The sequence below is a fragment of the Methylobacter sp. BBA5.1 genome, from assembly GCF_000746145.1.
Taxonomy (GTDB): Bacteria; Pseudomonadota; Gammaproteobacteria; order Methylococcales; family Methylomonadaceae; genus Methylobacter; species Methylobacter marinus.
This window is the reverse complement of record NZ_JQKS01000036.1, coordinates 23,720-40,141: the sequence shown is the minus strand read 5'-3', so window position 1 is coordinate 40,141 and position 16,422 is coordinate 23,720. Positions and strand designations below refer to the sequence as shown.

At 57.6% G+C, this 16,422-nt stretch carries 19 protein-coding genes; 3 read left to right on the top strand and 16 right to left on the bottom strand.

The features are described 5' to 3' along the window. Nucleotides 1-78: 78 nt before the first annotated feature. From EK22_RS18485 to EK22_RS18430, 13 genes are all read right to left on the bottom strand, one after another. On the bottom strand, nucleotides 79-507 hold the full coding sequence (locus EK22_RS18485; RefSeq protein WP_036253381.1) for an ExbD/TolR family protein: 429 nt from the start codon (nucleotides 505-507) through the stop codon (nucleotides 79-81). Further along, the gene (locus tag EK22_RS18480) at nucleotides 507-1,241 is read right to left on the bottom strand and encodes a MotA/TolQ/ExbB proton channel family protein (protein WP_036253379.1); all 735 of its coding nucleotides are present in this window, start codon (nucleotides 1,239-1,241) and stop codon (nucleotides 507-509) included. The genes EK22_RS18485 and EK22_RS18480 overlap by 1 nt, the downstream gene beginning before the upstream one ends. Nucleotides 1,242-1,245: 4 nt before the next feature. Beyond that, the gene (locus EK22_RS18475) at nucleotides 1,246-2,127 is read right to left on the bottom strand and encodes an energy transducer TonB (protein ID WP_081917964.1); all 882 of its coding nucleotides are present in this window, start codon (nucleotides 2,125-2,127) and stop codon (nucleotides 1,246-1,248) included. Between the two features lie 90 nt (nucleotides 2,128-2,217). Further along, entirely contained in the window at nucleotides 2,218-2,409 is a 192-nt protein-coding gene (hemP, locus tag EK22_RS18470; protein ID WP_020158695.1) for a hemin uptake protein HemP, read from the bottom strand. Nucleotides 2,410-2,423: 14 nt separating this feature from the next. Beyond that, entirely contained in the window at nucleotides 2,424-2,690 is a 267-nt protein-coding gene (locus tag EK22_RS18465; protein ID WP_020158694.1) for a hypothetical protein, read from the bottom strand. A gap of 673 nt (nucleotides 2,691-3,363) precedes the next feature. Then, the gene (locus EK22_RS24995) at nucleotides 3,364-3,660 is read right to left on the bottom strand and encodes a hypothetical protein (RefSeq protein WP_036296335.1); all 297 of its coding nucleotides are present in this window, start codon (nucleotides 3,658-3,660) and stop codon (nucleotides 3,364-3,366) included. A 19-nt stretch (nucleotides 3,661-3,679) separates the two neighbouring features. Further along, entirely contained in the window at nucleotides 3,680-4,930 is a 1,251-nt protein-coding gene (locus EK22_RS18460) for a tetratricopeptide repeat protein (RefSeq protein WP_036253376.1), read from the bottom strand. Further along, on the bottom strand, nucleotides 4,927-5,649 hold the full coding sequence (locus tag EK22_RS18455; RefSeq protein WP_036253374.1) for an energy transducer TonB: 723 nt from the start codon (nucleotides 5,647-5,649) through the stop codon (nucleotides 4,927-4,929). The genes EK22_RS18460 and EK22_RS18455 overlap by 4 nt, the downstream gene beginning before the upstream one ends. After that, nucleotides 5,646-6,053 (bottom strand): ExbD/TolR family protein, encoded by a 408-nt coding sequence (locus EK22_RS18450; RefSeq protein WP_036253371.1) that lies wholly within the window; start codon nucleotides 6,051-6,053, stop codon nucleotides 5,646-5,648. The genes EK22_RS18455 and EK22_RS18450 overlap by 4 nt, the downstream gene beginning before the upstream one ends. Before the next feature lie 10 nt (nucleotides 6,054-6,063). Beyond that, on the bottom strand, nucleotides 6,064-6,570 hold the full coding sequence (locus EK22_RS18445; RefSeq protein WP_020158690.1) for a MotA/TolQ/ExbB proton channel family protein: 507 nt from the start codon (nucleotides 6,568-6,570) through the stop codon (nucleotides 6,064-6,066). 2 nt (nucleotides 6,571-6,572) lie between these two features. Beyond that, nucleotides 6,573-7,913: a MotA/TolQ/ExbB proton channel family protein gene (locus EK22_RS18440; RefSeq protein WP_036253370.1), complete on the bottom strand. Its 1,341-nt coding sequence runs from the start codon at nucleotides 7,911-7,913 to the stop codon at nucleotides 6,573-6,575. Continuing rightward, nucleotides 7,910-8,689 carry a DUF3450 domain-containing protein gene (locus EK22_RS18435; RefSeq protein WP_235209446.1) on the bottom strand — a complete coding sequence of 260 codons (780 nt, stop codon included), beginning with the start codon at nucleotides 8,687-8,689 and terminating at the stop codon, nucleotides 7,910-7,912. Before EK22_RS18435 ends, EK22_RS18440 begins: the two co-directional genes overlap by 4 nt. A gap of 6 nt (nucleotides 8,690-8,695) precedes the next feature. Beyond that, nucleotides 8,696-10,768, bottom strand: coding sequence for a TonB-dependent receptor plug domain-containing protein (locus EK22_RS18430; RefSeq protein WP_036253368.1), 2,073 nt, complete (start codon nucleotides 10,766-10,768; stop codon nucleotides 8,696-8,698). Nucleotides 10,769-11,177: 409 nt separating this feature from the next. Between EK22_RS18430 and EK22_RS24765 the strand changes: the two genes are divergently transcribed. Next, nucleotides 11,178-11,486 (top strand): hypothetical protein, encoded by a 309-nt coding sequence (locus tag EK22_RS24765; RefSeq protein ID WP_036253364.1) that lies wholly within the window; start codon nucleotides 11,178-11,180, stop codon nucleotides 11,484-11,486. Between the two features lie 309 nt (nucleotides 11,487-11,795). Here the strand turns inward: EK22_RS24765 and amrS are convergent, their stop codons facing one another. Further along, nucleotides 11,796-12,887, bottom strand: a complete 1,092-nt coding sequence (gene amrS / locus EK22_RS18420) for an AmmeMemoRadiSam system radical SAM enzyme (RefSeq protein WP_036253361.1) — start codon at nucleotides 12,885-12,887, stop codon at nucleotides 11,796-11,798. Nucleotides 12,888-13,053: 166 nt separating this feature from the next. Here amrS and amrB point away from each other — a divergent pair, with 166 nt between their 5' ends. Continuing rightward, nucleotides 13,054-13,833 carry an AmmeMemoRadiSam system protein B gene (gene amrB / locus EK22_RS18415; protein WP_020158684.1) on the top strand — a complete coding sequence of 260 codons (780 nt, stop codon included), beginning with the start codon at nucleotides 13,054-13,056 and terminating at the stop codon, nucleotides 13,831-13,833. Further along, nucleotides 13,820-14,377 carry an AmmeMemoRadiSam system protein A gene (amrA, locus tag EK22_RS18410; RefSeq protein WP_020158683.1) on the top strand — a complete coding sequence of 186 codons (558 nt, stop codon included), beginning with the start codon at nucleotides 13,820-13,822 and terminating at the stop codon, nucleotides 14,375-14,377. Before amrB ends, amrA begins: the two co-directional genes overlap by 14 nt. A 1-nt stretch (nucleotide 14,378) precedes the next feature. Here the strand turns inward: amrA and EK22_RS18405 are convergent, their stop codons facing one another. Together EK22_RS18405 and EK22_RS18400 are read right to left on the bottom strand one after the other, a co-directional pair. Continuing rightward, nucleotides 14,379-15,293, bottom strand: coding sequence for a DMT family transporter (locus EK22_RS18405; RefSeq protein WP_036253402.1), 915 nt, complete (start codon nucleotides 15,291-15,293; stop codon nucleotides 14,379-14,381). Beyond that, nucleotides 15,290-16,381: a phosphotransferase enzyme family protein gene (locus EK22_RS18400; RefSeq protein WP_036253359.1), complete on the bottom strand. Its 1,092-nt coding sequence runs from the start codon at nucleotides 16,379-16,381 to the stop codon at nucleotides 15,290-15,292. Before EK22_RS18400 ends, EK22_RS18405 begins: the two co-directional genes overlap by 4 nt. Nucleotides 16,382-16,422 lie beyond the last annotated feature (41 nt).

Here is a 16,422-nt window from a genome sequence, read left to right as displayed (position 1 = left end):
GGGTGGCTGGTTTATCAGTTATAGCCTCACCCCTCGCCCGAAGGCGAGGGGGTGGCGAAGTCATGTTGTGATTGTTCCTTAGCGTGCGCCGGATTGCTCCGGCTCGGACACGAAACCGATACGCGTGACGCCGGCCTTGGCCGCATCGGCCAGGGCTTCGGCGACAAACCGGTACGGCACGGCCTGGTCGGCGCGCACATGCAGCTCCGGTTGCGGCGACTGCTGCGCGATCTGCCGCAGGCGCTCGTTGAGCTGTTCGCGCGTGACGCCGGCTTCATCCCAGAATAACTGTCCTTCGCCGTTGATGGACAGCGCGATATGTTCGGTTTCGGTCGCCTGCGGTGTGCTCGACGCTTGCGGCAGGTCGATTTTGACGGCATGCGTCATCAGCGGCGCGGTGATCATGAAAATAATCAGCAGCACCAGCATCACGTCGATCAACGGCACCATGTTGATTTCCGAAACCGGGTGCTGGCTTTTGCTTTGGTCGAAGTTGCCGAAGGCCATCACGCACCTCCTGAAACAACGGCCGTTGTTGGCCGGGCGGCGGGCGACGGCTCGCCCATGGGCGTGCCGGTGGTCAGAAAGGCAAACAGGTCATGCGCGTAGGCATCCAGCCTGGCCAGCACCAGGCGATTGGAGCGCGCGCAATCGTTGTAGGCCAATACCGCCGGAATCGCCACGGCCAGGCCCAGGCCGGTCATGATCAGCGCCTCGCCCACGGGGCCGGCAATCTGGTCCAGGGTCGCGGCTCCGCCCTGGCCGATGCCGAGCAGGGCATGATAGACGCCCCAGACCGTGCCGAACAGGCCGACGAAAGGCGCGGTGCTGGCGATCGAGGCCAGGGCCGTCAAGCCCCATTCCAGGCGCGCGGTTTCCTCGTCGATCGCCCGGCGCATCGAGCGCGTCAAAAATTCCGTGGCGGAGCCGGCTTCATTCAGACGCTGCGCGCCATGAGCGGCGTGATGCCGGGCCGCGGTCATGGCATGCCGGGTTAAATAGGCAAACGGCTCTTTCGGCGCATGGTCTTCCAGATAACGGGCGACTTCATCCAGCGAGGCCGCGTTCCAGAAGGTTTGCAGAAACCGCGCCGAACGCCGGCGCATCAAGGCGCCTTGCCAGGCTTTGACGACGATGAAATACCAGCTGGCGACCGACATGGTGACCAGCAGGCCAAAAAGGGTCTGGCCGACGCCATCGCTTTGGGCCAGAAAATGAGTGAGGTTGTCTTTGAAATCCATGAGCTTATCCTTTAAGTGAAAATGAAACAGGAACGACGACCCAGGCCGGTACGATCCGCCCGTTCTGGCGCGCGGGCACGAAGCGCCAGTTCTTGACCGTCTTCAGCGCCGCCTGGTCCAGGCGATCGAAGCCGCTGCTCTGGCGTACGGACAGTTGGGCGACGGTGCCGTCGGTATTAACCTTGACGCGCAACAGCACTTTGCCCTGTTCGCCCAGCCTGCGCGAAATCCTGGGATAGGCGGGGGGCGGGTTATCGAGATAATTGGCATTCAGGTGCGGCAGGGTTACCGGCGCCGCTTCCGACTGCGCGCCCCGGGTGGCCGTCGATGTTGTCGGTGACGTTGTGGTCGCGGTGGGAGCCGGTGGCGGACTGGACTCAACCGGTGTTTGAGCGGCTTGCGTCTTTTCCGCGGCATTTATAGCCGCTGTGCTGTTCGATGAGGAAAGCAGTGGTTTCGGCTTGGCCGGCGCCGGCTTGTGCGGTTTGGCCTTGGGTTTGGGTTTTGGCTTGGGTTTGACCACCGGTTTCGGCTTTTGCTGGGGTTTTGGCGGTGCGGGCTTTGCCGGTTCTGCGCGCGGCTGCGGGGATGAAATCAGTGAAACCTGGATAGGGGTTGGCGGTGTTATCGGCTCCGGCGCTTCGGATGTCGGCGCTGCGGCAAGCCAGGCCAGATGAAATACCAGCGCGACGCACAAACCGATCAAGCCTTCGCTCCATCGGCAGGCCGGCAATGTGCTCAGGCGCCGGTTGAATGACTTAGCCGCGGGTAAAGGATGATTGCCGGCGCAGAGTGATCCGTAATGCGGCGCCTCGGCGCAAACCGATAGCGCTGCTCTGGCCGCGGACTCCGGAAAATTGATAATTTTTTTAGCCTGTACGGACATGGCGTACCTCGCGGTTTATAAAAAAATTGCTGGCTTCCTGGCCCGATGGGGCTGGGGCGCTGGCTATGCCGCTGGGGGAAGCGGATAAAATTATTTGGTCAAAATCAGTTTGCCGTTGCTGGTGATGCGCAGGCGGTATTCGTCGTCATGGTGATCGATCAGGATTTCGTTTTGTGCCCCGAACAGTTCGCTGCTGCTGACCCGGCGCCGCTCAGGAACGGATTCCTGTTCGACAATCACGATGCTTTGACGGTGGATGTTCCGGTTGTTTTTGTTATTCATAAAAGGTCGGATTGTCAGTGATAAACAGGCCGCGGCTCGCGTTGTTCCCGTAATTGCGCGGCGACTTTTTGCCAATGTTCCAGCAATTGCCGGTACAACTCACGGCTGTCCGAGACCTGCGCCAGCTGCGGATGCGCCAGCAACAGGCCCAGTTGATGCACGATCGAATGAGCCAGTTTCGGGCAATGGCGGCCGTTGATGAACTGCGTCATCGACAGACAGGTCGTCGCGTGCAATTGGGTCAGTTCGATGCGCGCGGCAGTCGATTGATCTTCAAGCATGGTGCGCTGCTCCTCGTGATGGTCGATTGAAAAAAGTGTTTAACGCACGCTGTTCGGTGAGACAGGTGCGTTAAACGAAAACAGCGAGAGGTCAAATCATCGCCTTATGTAAATGATAATGATTATCATTTGTCACGGCAAGCATTTTTTTTATGCTTTTTTTACACGGGCACGTGGGAACGAGTTGACGAGGATGCATGGTCGCGTAGGTGCGAATTCATTCGTGCGTAACTGATGAAGTGGCGAACGTTCCTGGCTACCATGGTTCTTTGGGAGCGGATATTCTTTCCTCGGCTTCGGTATGCATTCTTACGCGGAGCGCTCATCGTTATACATAAGTCAAAAATTACTGTTTTGCAATCTTAGCTAATGAGGCTTCGATACCATTTTTTGTCGCCCAACGTTCCCGACTTCGAAATCGCGATCTGGGGATCGCTCCCACAGAGCATCCGGCCCCTTGTGGGAGCGACGCCTTCGTCGCGATTTCGAAGCCACTGATGTTCAATATCCGCAGATTTATCAAACAGCACCGTTTCCAGGTATACGACGAACTCTGTTTAGCAAGTTTACCGATACTTGTGTATAACGGCGAGCGCGGGAGCGTGGGAACGAGGATGAGCAACGAGGTGTTTCTGGTTCCCATGCTCCTGAGACTGTGAAAGTATTATCTCTGTCAGTTGGGATGACTTTCACCGGAACCACTGGAAAAGGTACGCAATGCATACCCTACTTTATTTTTCAGGTAACGGCTGATTACTCTAATTCGCACTCCATTGCATAACTGATGAAGTGGCGAGCGTTTTTGGCTGTCCTTCGGGGGGCGGATATTCTTATTCAGCAGCGTAGGGCGGTTTCGCGCAGCAAACCGCCATTTCAAGCAGGTGCGGAATAGCACGGTTTCGAGGCTTCGTTTGTCGGTGGATTGCCAAGGCAAATCCACCATACGATTGATCCGCCATACGGCCATCATGCGGATACGCCGGCCGGCGTTAACTGCTGGGGTGGTCGGGCTGGTGCGGAGGGTTGTGGGACGGTTTCGCTTTCTCCATACGCTCCAGCCAAAAGGCCGCTTCCTGCTTGACGTTCGCTATGCCCAGCAAGGGTACCAGCGATTGCCGGGCCAAAGATTCATCCTCCGATTTGAAAGCGGCCACGCCCAGCCACAGCCGGGCAAATTCCTCGCGTTTCAAACCGCCTTTGCGCAGGCTTTTCTGAAATTCCTTTTTGGCCGCCGTCCAGTCGCCGCGCTGCATGGCCAGGCGGCCCGAGAGCATGAAATCCTCGCCGTTTGGCGCCAATGCGGCCGCTTCGGTCAGAATCCTGCTGGCCTGTTTATGCTCGCGCGCTAATTGCCAGCAACTGAACAATAATTTCAGATTTTTGTAATTGCGGGGAATCCGCTTGCTCTCCAGTTCGGCCTCCAGCATTCGGGCCGCCTTGACCGGATAACCCTGCTGCGCATGGAGTTTGACCAGTTGCAGGACATCCTCTTGCCGGACCTCGCCGAGGTAATAGGCCAGCATCATTGTCGACAGCGCCCGGTCGTAGTGGTCTTGCTGGGCATAAAGACTGCTCAGGTAACGCCACCATTCGCGTTTGTCGGGCGAATTCGCAATCAGTCGCTTCACGATGGGCTCGGCTTTCGCATAATCCTTCCGGTCGATGTAAAGCGACAGCAATAATTGAATCCATTCGGACGGCGGCGTTTTTTTCAGCGCCACGGCTTTTTCCAGATGGCGGATGGCCGACTGGGTCAATTTCGCCTGGTAAGCGGCATAGCCGGCCATGTAATGGATGTCGGCATCGGCTTTCGGCTCGCTTTGCAGCCATTGCTCCAGATGGGAGACGCTGTCCCGGTAGGCTTCCAGCTGAAAAGCGGCCTGTCCGGCAAGATAATGAAGCCCGTGTTCGGCATCAGCGTCCAGCTGCTTGCTGTCCAGCGCGGCCTTGGCCGCTTGCCGGGCGGCGCGGAAATCGTTGGCGCCGGCGTGGGCGTAAGCCAGATATTGCTGGACGACGGCCCGATCGAACGGCTTGTCCCGGGTTTGGGGCTGCAATGCCCGCAGCTGGCGCAAGGCTTGGGAGGCTTGACCCTGGCGTAAGAAGTCGTCGGCCTCTTTCAGAACCTTGTAGGTCTCTTCGCTGACGGCTTTTTCAGCGGGCCGGCCCGGCGCACTGAAGACGATCAGGAACAGGACGCCGAGATAACGCAAAAACAGACGGGGGAGAGAACGGTTCATCGGTCTAGGGTAAAGCTGAAAATCTGCCGCGCGCGAACCGGTATCGGATTGCCCTGGGCATCGCGGTGCGGCTTGAAACGCCAACGGCGAACCGCCTGCAAGGCGCTCCGGTCGAAGCTGCCGGCAGGCTTGCTGCTGATGATGGTCGGGTCGGACACGGTACCTTCCGGAGTCACGGTGAACTCCACGACCACTTCGCCTTCTATTCTGCGAAAGCGCAATTTTTCGGGGTAGAGCGGCTGAACGCGCGAAATGGCGGTCAGTCTGTCCGCCATGATAAAGGCCGGCGCGGCCGGTCCGCTGCCGCTGCCGGCGCCGGGCAGCCGGCCCAGCGCGCCGGTTTTGCTTCGGCCGCCGCCGCTGATCACGGGCGGCAGGCTGGGGCCGGTGCCGATATTCATCCGGGCGCTGGCCGGTATTTCCACTTTTAACGCCGGCGCCGGCAGCGGCAAGGCACGCAAGTTTTCGGCCGGCGGCGCTTGCCGCGCCATCGGCTCGGAAAAAGTTTCGGGCGCTTGCGGCTCCGGTTTCGGCGGTGTTGTTCTCGGCGAACGGGCAAGCGTCTCCGGCTTCGGCCGTTGCCGGACAAAGTCGAAATACCGCGCATCGGTGGTTCTGACCCACTGCTTGCCGTGTTCGGCGGTCACCATCTGGATCATGAACCAGAACAGCAACAGATTGATCACCGATGCGGCGGAAAAAATCAGCGCCAGTCTCATAGTTCTTCAGTCGCCGCGACCGCAACATTGGCAATGCCGGCCAATCTGGCCTGATCCAGGACCTGCATGACGATGCCGGTTTCCGAATGCTTGTCGGCCAGGATCAACGCCGACGCTTCCGGCGCCTCGGCGTGCAGCCGTTCGACATGGCCGCGTACCGCGCGCACGTCGACCTGCTGCTGCTCGATCCAGATCTCGCCGCTTTGGGTCACGGAAATCAGGATGCCGGCCTGGTCCTGGCGCTCGGCGCTCTGCGCGGTGGGCCGGTCGACCTCGACGCCGGTTTCCTTGACGAAGGAGGAATTGACCGCAAAAAAGATCAACAGGATGAACACCATGTCGATCAGCGGTGTGACGTTGAGTCCGGCGCCGAAGCTGGGCGGGCGGGTGTGTTGACGTTGCATGATCGCTATCTCATTGATCGGTTAATTGAGCGGTGAACCGTTCGCGCGCATGTCGGGCGCGGGATTCGAGACTGGCGGCGAAAAACAGGCCGGACAACGCGGTAATCAGTCCCGCCATGGTGGTGATCAGGGCCTCGGAAATGCCGGCCGCCATGCCCCGGGCATTGCCCGCGCCGAAGGCATTGATGACCTCGAAAACCTTGATCATGCCGGAAACGGTGCCGAGCAGGCCCAGCAGCGGCAGAATCTGGGTCAAGATGTCGACCGTTTTCAATCCGCGAAACACTTGCTTGAAATACTGCGAGGTCAGGCTGTCCTTTAAACGCTGCTCGTTAAAATGCGGGATCGACGGGGAACGGTTCCGCCAGTATTCCAGCAGTTCGGCTTTCAACCGGGGCAGCTGAAAATAAAAAAACCAGTACCGTTCCAGAATCAGCATCCACATCAGCACGGAAACCGCCAGAATCGCCCAGAGCAGGCCGCCGCCTTGATCGAAGAAATTCAGTACCTTTTCCATGCTCAGGGTTCCAGCGTCTGATCGTGCTGCTCAAACAAACGGTTGCTTTGTTGATCGAGGATTTCGACGATGCGGTTGGCCTGGGCATGCAGGAAGCTTTGCAGCAGCAATAGCGGGATGGCGACCGCCAGGCCCAGCTGGGTCGTCACCAGGGCGTAGGAAATGCCGCCCGCCATCAATTTCGGATCGCCGGTGCCGAACAGGGAAATGGACTGAAAGGTCTCGATCATGCCGATCACGGTGCCCAGCAATCCCATCAGCGGCGTCACGGCGGCGAAGACCGTCAATGAGGTCAGGCCGAAAAACAGGCGGCTGCTTTCCTGGCTGACCGATTCATCGAGGCGCGCGGCCAGGATTTCGCTGCTTCTGGCCGGGATCGTGGCAACGCTGTTCCTGAGCCGGCCCAGCGGATTGTTGTCGAAATTCTCTTGCTCAAGCAATTGGCTTTTGATGCGCCGCCAGGCCGTGGTCAAAACCGCGCCGCGCCACAAGACGATCAGCAAGCCGGCGACGCCGATGGCCAGAATCAGGTAACCGATGGCGCCGCTTTGGTTGATCCGTTCGATGAGGTCGGGGGACTGCACCAATAGCGCCAGAATCGCGCCTTTGGACGGGTCCACCGCCATCGTGCGCCAGCCGTCCTCGGCTTGTTCCAGTTCCCGGGCCATGCGCTGATGGCGTGGCGCCGGCTGCCGGGCGAGCTCGACCAGTTTATGGCTGTCGGGCAAAAAGCGCAGGAACTTGCCGTCGGCGACGGCGTTGAAAGCCCCGATGCGCGTCACGGTCTGCATTTTTTCCTCGCCCTCCAGCGTGATCACGGGGCCTGTAAAGCGCGCGACCTTGCCGGTTTCATGCATTTCATCGATCAGGACCAGCCATAGATTTTGCAGCGTCTCCATCGAAACCGCGGATTCGCGTTGAATGACTTTGTCGAGAAACGCGCCGCGCTCCGGGTCCTGCGCGGAAATCAGCGAGCGGTCCAGCAGCGAGCCGACTTCGGCGGCGTTCTGCTGCACCATCGCGAACAAGTCGTTCAGCTCGCCCGCTTGAGCGGCAATTTGCCCGTCCAGCTCGGCGAGTCTGGCCTCGTTTTCCTGGTAGGCGGCACGAAAGGCATCGGCACGTTTATCGGCTTCCGCCAGTTCGGCGCGCAGGCTGTTAAGCCGGGCTTGCTGCTGGTTTCGTTCCTTGATGAAACGGCGTTCGCGCTCCTCATCGTAGCGGAGATCCTTTCCGGCTTCCTGGCGCACCCGGGACACCAGTTCGTCCAGCGTCGCGGCGGCCTGTGCGGCATGGCTTAAAGAGACCAGTAAAAAGATGCAAAGCAGTTTGAACAGCTTCATGGCTTAGCCTCCGGGGCCATGATCGGCAAAATGAGAAGATCGGGCGGCGTTTGTTTTTTCGCGACGCGGATGGCTTTTTCAAGCGCTTCGCGCAAGGAGGCGTCCAACGGCACCCATTGCTTGCTCGAACGCAGCCAGTAACCGCCTTCATCGCCTTTGAGCGTCAGGTAATACAGGCCGACCCGGCCCAGCCGCAAAAACTCGACCGAACGCGGCTCACCGTCGCCGTTCAGCGTACCCTGGTAGGCTTCGAGGGTATGGCCGTATTCGGCCTCGACCCGGTACGCCTCCATGATCCGCCGGTATTTTTCGGTGACCGAGACGTCAGACCGGTGCATCATCTGCGTCAGCTGCTGCAGCCGCTGTTGCCGCTCGTCGGGCAGAAACGGCGTGTCCAGGGCCACGAATTCGGCCAATACATCGATCATCCGCTGCAAAAAAGGCGCGATTTGTCGTTCCATTTCGACAATATCGCGCATCTGGATTTCTTTTTTGCTCATCTCGGCTTTCTGGTCGTCGATCAGGCGTTCCATTTGGGTGTTGTAAGCCGACAGATCCTCAAGCCTCAGGGTGCCGCTGCGATACTCCTCCAGCATTGCCTGAGTCTGATCGTCTAATTTATCGACGCGTTTTTGCGTTTGAGTGCCTTGCTTCTGGGCTGACAACTGTTCCTGCAGGGCTTTGTCGACGGCTTGTTGCGCCGCGGCCGATGCTGCAAACAACAGGCAAAGCCCGAGCAAACCCGGTTTTAATCGAAACCTACGTTTTGTTTTCACTAACAACTACCACTCATAATTCAAGGTGACATAAACATTTTGACCTATCCCGGGCAGCCGTTCCCCGATAGCGGTTCCGTTTTCGATGTTGTCGATGGCACGGTTCAGGCCGTTCAGGTGGACACGGTATTCCTTATCGAGCAGGTTTTCAACACCCACGCCGAGCTGCAGGCCTTTATAGAGCTCGGCCTGGCCGCGGATGTTCCACAATGCGTAACCGGACGTTTTAACTTCCTGATTGAATTTGGAAACATCGCCCTGTCGCCAGTAACCGACAACCTCGGTGCCGAGTTTCCATTTCACGTCTTCATAAAACAGCGAAATCAAGCCGTTCAGGGGCGCGATCCGGTACAGGTTATCGTCGGCATCGGCCCGGTCGCCCTTGACGTAGCTGATCATGCCGTCGACCCGCCAGTTCTCCATGAACCTGAAGCCGGCTTCCACATCCGTGCCGTACAGGATAGCGTCGATGTTGGCGTATTGCAGCAAGGGTTTGGGGTTTTGTCCGGCCGCGAGCGCCTTGGCATCGCCATCCGGCGCGGCAACGCCTTGAATATAATCGTCGACGTAGCGGTAAAACGCCCGCGGGGCAAAATACAGCGAGCCTTTACGCCAGGTAAAGCCCAGTTCGCCTTGATAGGATTTTTCCGGCTGCAGATTCAGGTCGCCTATGTACAGATAACCGTCGGCCAGGCCGCCTGTCGCTTCGAACGGCGCCCATAAATAACGTTCCTGATAACTCGGCGAACGGGTTTTACGGGCAAATCCGACTTCCACTTCCAGTTCGCTGGTCAGATTATGGCGAATAACGCCGGTCAGATCGTAATTGAAATCGGTTTTAGCACGGTTTTGAGTGTTAAAGTTATCCGCGATTCTTTGCCATCTCTGGCGCGCGGCTGCCGGCAAGGCTAAATTTGACGTCTGGCTGGTGGACACCGTCCGGCTGTCCATTTCGATATGGTTGACCCTCGCGCCCAGTTCCACGGTCCAATCCTGAACCGGCGAGACGACCCATTCCGAGAAAAAACCGTAACGGTCGCGTTCCGCGCCGTTAAAATTCTGAATGAAAAAAGCCGAATTGCTTGGGTTGGTCACCAGGGCATCATGATTGGCGTTATCGCCGTCGGCGCCGACGGTCATGGTGCCGGACAGCAGCGGAAAATCGATCGCCAGCCTGTAACCGAAGCCGTCGGAGTAATTGGTGGAAAGGCGCCGGTTCTGGTTGCGCTGCATGGGGGTTGCGCCCGCGACTTGCCGCAGACTGAAGTTATCCATCGTATGACGGATATCCTGATAGTTATAGGAGGCCTTGATGTTGATGTCATCGCTGATTTTGCCTTCATAGGAGCCGGTCAGGATGCCGCCTTCGGACAGGACAATATCCATCGGCAGTGCCGGGGTCCCGGTCGGGCGGGTATGGTTATAGTTAAAATCGAGATCGAAAACATGCTCCCGATAACGAAAGCCGTAACCGACTTCGGCCGCTTCGCGGTCATGCCGGGTCGGCGTGTTTTCGCCGCCGGGATACCTGAAATCGTTGCCGAATTCCTTGCTGCCGTAGGCATGCAGACGGTGATTCTCGGTCGTCAGGCCGTTGTATAACGCGCCGTACCAGCCGTCGTTGGCGCTATTGAAACCGGCGGAGAACTTGCCGGTCCAGTCCAGCAGCGTGCCGTTTTCATTAAACTCCGGACGCTTGGTTTCCTGGACGATAGCGCCGCCGATGGTTTCGATGCCGCTGCTGACCGGCGCGATGCCGCGATAGACTTTTAACAGACTGGTCATGGCCGCCGGCACATGGCTCAATGGCGCGTCCATTTGATTGGTACAGGCCGGTTTGTAGTTCATGCCTTTGAAATCGACATTCACCCGGTCGCCGTACAACCCGCGGTACTGGGCAATGCCGGATAACGGCCCGAGTCCGTTGACATTGCCGCCCGGCACCCTTTGCAGCAAATGCGCCGCGTCGTTGATGCCGCCCTGCTCAGGCAGCACGCCGGTCATGTTGGGGCGAATGATTTCCCCCCGGATTTCCATGCGTTCAAGCTCGACGGTCTCTTCTTCGTTCTCTTCGGCCATTAAAGATGGCGCATGTAAAACAAAAGGAATAGCTATCAAATGCGACGAAATAGATTTTGTTAATTTCATGGTTGAATTTTATAGCTGAAGAAAGGGGTAAACCCGGGAAAAACCGGCTTGGCCGATCCGTTAGTATATTAGTGGATTGTAGCATCCGGAAATGACAGCTAATTGAACTTAATTTGGGTAAATAAGCCGGTTAAAAATACTCAAATAGCGTGCCAATATTTAAGCGGACAAGCGTAAACCTTTTGCCTGTTCGCCATGCTTGTATTAATTGATTGATTTTTGTAGGGTTTTTATGCGTGGCTCTTGCCAATGTCTCATTCAGGCAATCAACGCCGGAGCAGGGAAAAATCGAAACGTTAGTTAACTATGTTAAATAACATTGTTTAATAGGTTGTTTCACATGATCAAAACATCTAAATCCGGCCTGCCGGCGGCAATCCTTGCTTGTTTTCAACCTGGAATTCACCGCGAATCAAGCACCGCCGACCAACCTGGCGCCGTCGCTTTTCTTTATTTCATGGCCAACATGACCAGTAGTGCAGGGCGGTTTCGCGCAGCAAACCGCCATTTCAAACAAGTCAGCAATATAGCGGAACATGACGATTTCAAGGCTCCGTTTGTTGGTGTATTACCTACGGCCTTTGGTGGATTCCAAGAAGTAGGCGAAGCCGGATGTGGCGAGTGCAGTAACAGGGCGTTTACAACGTAAGATGTATCGACAAGAAGCAAAACCTTGAGCGGCTTAGCCGTTGATTCCAACCGCTGGATGCGGAAAACCGCACGTGCGGTGGTGTGGCAGAGGTAACGGGCGCAATCCCGTTACCTCCACCCGATCGAGAAGGGGTATATGAGTTTTAAGCCCAAAAAACCGTAGGTCGGGTTAGCCCTTGGCGTAACCCGACAGGTCGAAGCCAAGTCGGCGCATTGGGGCGCGAAAGTGTCGGGTTACGCTGCGCTTTTATGCCCTTTAGGGTAAACCCGACCTACGGAGCTTTAACCGGATCCTGTTGGCCTGGTCTTACGTCGCCCGGTTCATGGTGACCGCCCGGCGCTTGCCGCCCCAATCGCCGGGGTGTTGGTCGAAAACGCCGGCGCAGCGTTCGCCGCAGAAACGGCAGGCTGAGTTATCCAGGTTCCATTCGTCCAGGTCGTACCAGTCGCGGCCTATTAATAAGGAGCCGCAATTATGGCAATAAGTGCTGCTGGCCGATTTGTCGTGCACATTGCCGACATAGGCGTAACGCACGCCGTTTTTCAGCGCGATGTCCCGCGCCAGCAGTAACGATTTTGCCGGCGTATGGGGTTTATCGCGCATTTTCCAGTCGGGATGGAAAGCCGAGAAATGCATCGGCACATCCGGCCCCAGATTTTCGGCGACCCATTGCGTCATCGCTTCCAGTTCGGCTTCCGAATCATTCTCTTCGGGAATAATCAAGGTCGTCAGCTCCAGCCAGACCGAGGTTTCGTGTTTGATGTATTTAAGCGTTTCCAGCACCGGCTCCAGATGGCCGCCGGTAATCTGATGGTAGAAGCGCTCGGTAAAGGCTTTCAGGTCGATGTTGGCGGCATCCATCCATTGATAAAACTCGGCGCGGGGCTCGGCGCAGACATAGCCGGCCGATACCGCCACCGATTTGATGCCCAGGTCGCGGCAGGCCTGGGCGGTGTCTATCGCGTATTCGTGGAAAATCACCGGATCATTATAGGTATAAGCGACGCTGGCGCAGCCCCGGTCGAGCGCCGCCCGCGCAATCGCGTCGGGCGAGGCCTGGCTCATCAGCCTGTCCATTTCGCGCGATTTGCTGATGTCCCAGTTCTGGCAGAACTTGCAGGCCAGATTACAGCCGGCCGTGCCGAAGGACAGGACCGGGGTGCCGGGCAGAAAGTGGTTCAGCGGTTTTTTTTCGATCGGGTCGATGGCAAAACCGCTGGAGCGGCCGTAACTGGTCATGACGATCTCATCGTCCAGATTTTGTCTGACAAAGCAAAGGCCGCGCTGACCGGCATGCAATTTACAAAATCGCGGACAGATATCGCACTGGATACGGCCATCGTCCAGGCGGTGCCAATGCCGCGTTTTGACTATGTCGGGGGCCACAAAAACAGTCATTAATTTCTCCCGGAACCATCAACAGGTCACATGGTCACATTTCGGTAATAATCGGTTTATAACATTGGGACTAGTGGGGATATTTTATTTCCAGCACAATAGTTCAACTAACTTCAACGGTTTGCGCCAACGCCAGTTTTCTCCAGCAACATAACAGGAACGCTCAATGAATAGACAACCCGCTGTGGCAGGAACTTTCTATCCCGCCAATCCCCAACAGCTGCATCAAATGCTTAATCGGTATTTAAATGATGCCCAATCCGACGCGAAAGTTCCCAAAGCGATTATCGCGCCGCATGCGGGCTACATCTATTCTGGCCCGGTTGCCGCGAGCGCGTATGCGCGCCTGAAAGGCGCCAGGCATCTGATCAACAGAGTGGTGTTGATCGGTCCGTCCCATCGCGTCGCGTTCAGGGGGCTGGCCGTGAGCCGGGCGCAAACGTTCAGCACGCCTTTGGGCAATATCGAGGTCGATGAGGAGGCGGTCAAGACGCTGGTGAAGCTGCCTTTTGTCGAATACATTGAGCAGGCGCACACGTATGAACACAGCCTGGAAGTGCATCTGCCTTTTCTGCAGGAGATGCTCGATGGCTTCAAGCTGATCCCCATCGTCGCGGGCGATGCCACGCCGGAGCAGGTCAGCCAGGTGATCGAGCTGATGTGGGGCCATGATGAGACGCTGATCGTGGTCAGTTCCGATCTGAGCCATTATCATGATTACATGACCGCGCAACAGCTGGATCGCTCGACCAGCGAAGCGATAGAACATCTGCAGTATGAGCAGCTGGTGTTCGAGTCCGCCTGCGGCAAGGTGCCGGTCAGCGGGCTGCTGAAGCTGGCGCGGGACAAGTCTCTCTCGGTTAGAACCATTGATTTGCGCAACTCCGGCGATACCGGGGGAGATAAAGCAAGAGTGGTGGGTTATGGGGCTTATGTCATTGAATAAAGAACACCAGCACCGGTTGAAGGCGCTGGCAAGCTATTCCATTCAGCATGGCCTGCAGACAGGCAAGCCGCTGGTCATCGATTTAACCGAGTATCCGGCGGAACTGTCGGAACAGCGTGCCACGTTCGTCACGCTGCAGAAGCAGCATCAGCTGCGCGGCTGCATCGGCACGCTGGATGCCATCAGGCCGTTGGCCGAGGATATCGCCAAAAACGCTTTTTCCGCGGCTTTTATGGACCCCCGGTTTCAGCCGGTGGAGGCGCATGAACTGAGCGATCTGGAGATTCATCTTTCCATTCTGACGCCGCCTGAGCCGCTTTCGTTTAGCTCGGAACAGGATTTGCTGCAACAGTTGCAGGCCGGCGTCGATGGCTTGATTCTGGCCGAGGGGCGCCGGCGCGGCACGTTCCTGCCGTCGGTGTGGGAATCGCTGCCTGACCCCGAACAGTTTCTGAGGCATCTGAAACAGAAAGCGGGGCTCGCTCCCGGCTACTGGTCCGATACCATCAGGGTTTACCGTTACCGCGCCGAAGTGATCGCCTGAATCAGGACTTGGCGCGGCTGACCACATAAACGCCGGCCAGCACAAAAAACGTGCCGGCCAGCTGCGGCAGGGTAACGGCCTCGCCCAGAAACAGGAAAGCCAGGGCCAGGGTCGCGATCGGACCGATCATGCTGATAATGGAGGCCGGGCCCGCGCCGATCCGCCTGATGCCGGCATTCATGAAAAACGCCGGCAATACCGTGGAAAAAACCGCCATCAGCATGGCCTGTTTATAAACCTCGGCGGAGAAACCGGTCAACGCTGTGCCGTGATTGACGGCAAAATGCACGAGGGTAGCGATGCTGGCAATGGTCATGGTGTAAGCGGTAAAGCGCGCGGAGCCGATGCGCCGGCCCATGACGCCGCTGCCCATGGTGAAAAAGGCAAAGATCACGGCGCCGGCCAACACCAGGGACGATCCCAGCCAGATGCCCGATGATTCCATCGACAGCTGTTCGATGAAGACCAGCAGCATGCCCGCATAACTCAGGCCCAGCGCGGCTATTTCACGTAGCGAAATCCCCTTTCTGTACAACAGCGCCGAAAACAGCACGACGAAGGTCGGATACAAAAACAGGATGATCCGCTCCAGTCCGGCCGAGATGTACAGCAGGCCGATAAAATCCAGATAGCTGGCGATGTAATAGCCCATCAGGCCCAGTACGGTCAGCGCGGCCCACTGCTTTTTAGTCAGCGCCGCGGCCGGCGATTGCCTGTTATGCCAGAGCGCAACCGCCAGGAACAAGGGCAGCGAAAACAGCATGCGCAAGGCCATCAGGCTGATCGCGTCTATTTGGCCTTCGGCCGCGTAAGCCAGCTTGATGAAGATGGCCTTGGCGGAAAAACCCAGGGCGCCGAGCAGCACTAGGGCGCAACCGATGAGCAGATGGCGCTGCCCGGACGGGACGGCGCTCACCGGCAAGATTCCGGCGTCTGTTTTTTCAGCCGCGCTATGATGTGCCTGATGGCCGGTTCCTGCCTGCCGATAGCCTCGCAGAGCTGGAACTGTTCGGCCGCGCGCCGCAGGTTTTGCCCCGGCTCCGTCACCTTGAAATAGCGGTCGCCTTCCAGATGGTCGGTCAAAAACCGGATGCCCAGTTCAAAAGGAATCAGGCGGATGGCGGGGTACAAATACGCATAATCGGATTCGGTAAAGAATGCGCCGGCCTCGGCCAGATAGCTTGCCAGGATAATGGCGCAGCGATCCGTATCGAAGCCGACGGGGGCCGTTGTCTGGCAGCAGGAGCGCAGGCAATCGCCGATATCGTAATGCACCAGTCCCGGCTTGACGGTATCCAGGTCGACCACGCCGACAATGGTTCCAGTATGCCTGTCGAACAAAAAATTATTGAGCTTGGGATCGCCGTGTATCACGCGAGGGGTCAGCAGGCCCTGTTGCCTGGCGGTTTCCAGATCGCCGGCGATGTGCCGGTGCCGGTCTATGAAATCGGCGCAATAACGGCTGTCGGCCGATGAAGCCGGCAGCTTCGCCGCTACCTGGTCATAGCGGTTCAGATAATTCGGCGTGATATGAAAGCCGGGCAGGGTATCGTGCAGGATGCCGGGATCAAGATCGCTGAGCAGGCGATGGAAATGGCCCAGCGCAAACCCTGCCTGTGCCGCATCATGCGTGCTCCCGATGACTTCCAGGCTCTCCGTATGATCGATATAGCGCAAGGCCCGCCAGTAATCGCCCTTTTGTTCGTAGTAATACTCGCCGCCGACCGCCGGTAAAATGTCCGGTATCCGCAATTTAACCGAGCCGGCGGGTTTCGTCTGAAGGTGTTTGTTTAAGGCCTGCAGGTTTTCCATGATCCGCGCCGGCCGCGGGAAAACCGCCGTGTTGATGCGTTGCAGGACAAACGGCGCGGCGTCGGTCATGACCAGAAACGTGTCATTGATCAGGCCGTTGCCCAAAGGTTGTATGTCGGTGATGGCCTGAGTGCTGGCGAACCGGCGGGCAATAGGCAAGCGTGCGTTTAAAGTACGGTCAAAGGCTGGCATGGGTTTTTATATATACAAAAAAACGTCTCGTGGCCGGAGGG

What these genes read in the sequence shown, in the direction of transcription:
- amrS (WP_036253361.1), bottom strand. Translation starts at nt 12,887, where the DNA reads ATGACTGTTTTTGTGGCCCCCGACATAGTCAAAACGCGGCATTGGCAC.
- EK22_RS18450 (WP_036253371.1), bottom strand. Translation starts at nt 6,053, where the DNA reads ATGCAACGTCAACACACCCGCCCGCCCAGCTTCGGCGCCGGACTCAAC.
- EK22_RS24995 (WP_036296335.1), bottom strand. Translation starts at nt 3,660, where the DNA reads ATGATGGCCGTATGGCGGATCAATCGTATGGTGGATTTGCCTTGGCAA.
- EK22_RS18460 (WP_036253376.1), bottom strand. Translation starts at nt 4,930, where the DNA reads ATGAACCGTTCTCTCCCCCGTCTGTTTTTGCGTTATCTCGGCGTCCTG.
- hemP (WP_020158695.1), bottom strand. Translation starts at nt 2,409, where the DNA reads ATGAATAACAAAAACAACCGGAACATCCACCGTCAAAGCATCGTGATT.
- EK22_RS18475 (WP_081917964.1), bottom strand. Translation starts at nt 2,127, where the DNA reads ATGTCCGTACAGGCTAAAAAAATTATCAATTTTCCGGAGTCCGCGGCC.
- EK22_RS18440 (WP_036253370.1), bottom strand. Translation starts at nt 7,913, where the DNA reads ATGAAGCTGTTCAAACTGCTTTGCATCTTTTTACTGGTCTCTTTAAGC.
- EK22_RS18465 (WP_020158694.1), bottom strand. Translation starts at nt 2,690, where the DNA reads ATGCTTGAAGATCAATCGACTGCCGCGCGCATCGAACTGACCCAATTG.
- amrA (WP_020158683.1), top strand. Translation starts at nt 13,820, where the DNA reads ATGTCATTGAATAAAGAACACCAGCACCGGTTGAAGGCGCTGGCAAGC.
- EK22_RS24765 (WP_036253364.1), top strand. Translation starts at nt 11,178, where the DNA reads ATGATCAAAACATCTAAATCCGGCCTGCCGGCGGCAATCCTTGCTTGT.
- EK22_RS18430 (WP_036253368.1), bottom strand. Translation starts at nt 10,768, where the DNA reads ATGGCCGAAGAGAACGAAGAAGAGACCGTCGAGCTTGAACGCATGGAA.
- EK22_RS18445 (WP_020158690.1), bottom strand. Translation starts at nt 6,570, where the DNA reads ATGGAAAAGGTACTGAATTTCTTCGATCAAGGCGGCGGCCTGCTCTGG.
- EK22_RS18485 (WP_036253381.1), bottom strand. Translation starts at nt 507, where the DNA reads ATGGCCTTCGGCAACTTCGACCAAAGCAAAAGCCAGCACCCGGTTTCG.
- EK22_RS18480 (WP_036253379.1), bottom strand. Translation starts at nt 1,241, where the DNA reads ATGGATTTCAAAGACAACCTCACTCATTTTCTGGCCCAAAGCGATGGC.
- EK22_RS18400 (WP_036253359.1), bottom strand. Translation starts at nt 16,381, where the DNA reads ATGCCAGCCTTTGACCGTACTTTAAACGCACGCTTGCCTATTGCCCGC.
- amrB (WP_020158684.1), top strand. Translation starts at nt 13,054, where the DNA reads ATGAATAGACAACCCGCTGTGGCAGGAACTTTCTATCCCGCCAATCCC.
- EK22_RS18455 (WP_036253374.1), bottom strand. Translation starts at nt 5,649, where the DNA reads ATGAGACTGGCGCTGATTTTTTCCGCCGCATCGGTGATCAATCTGTTG.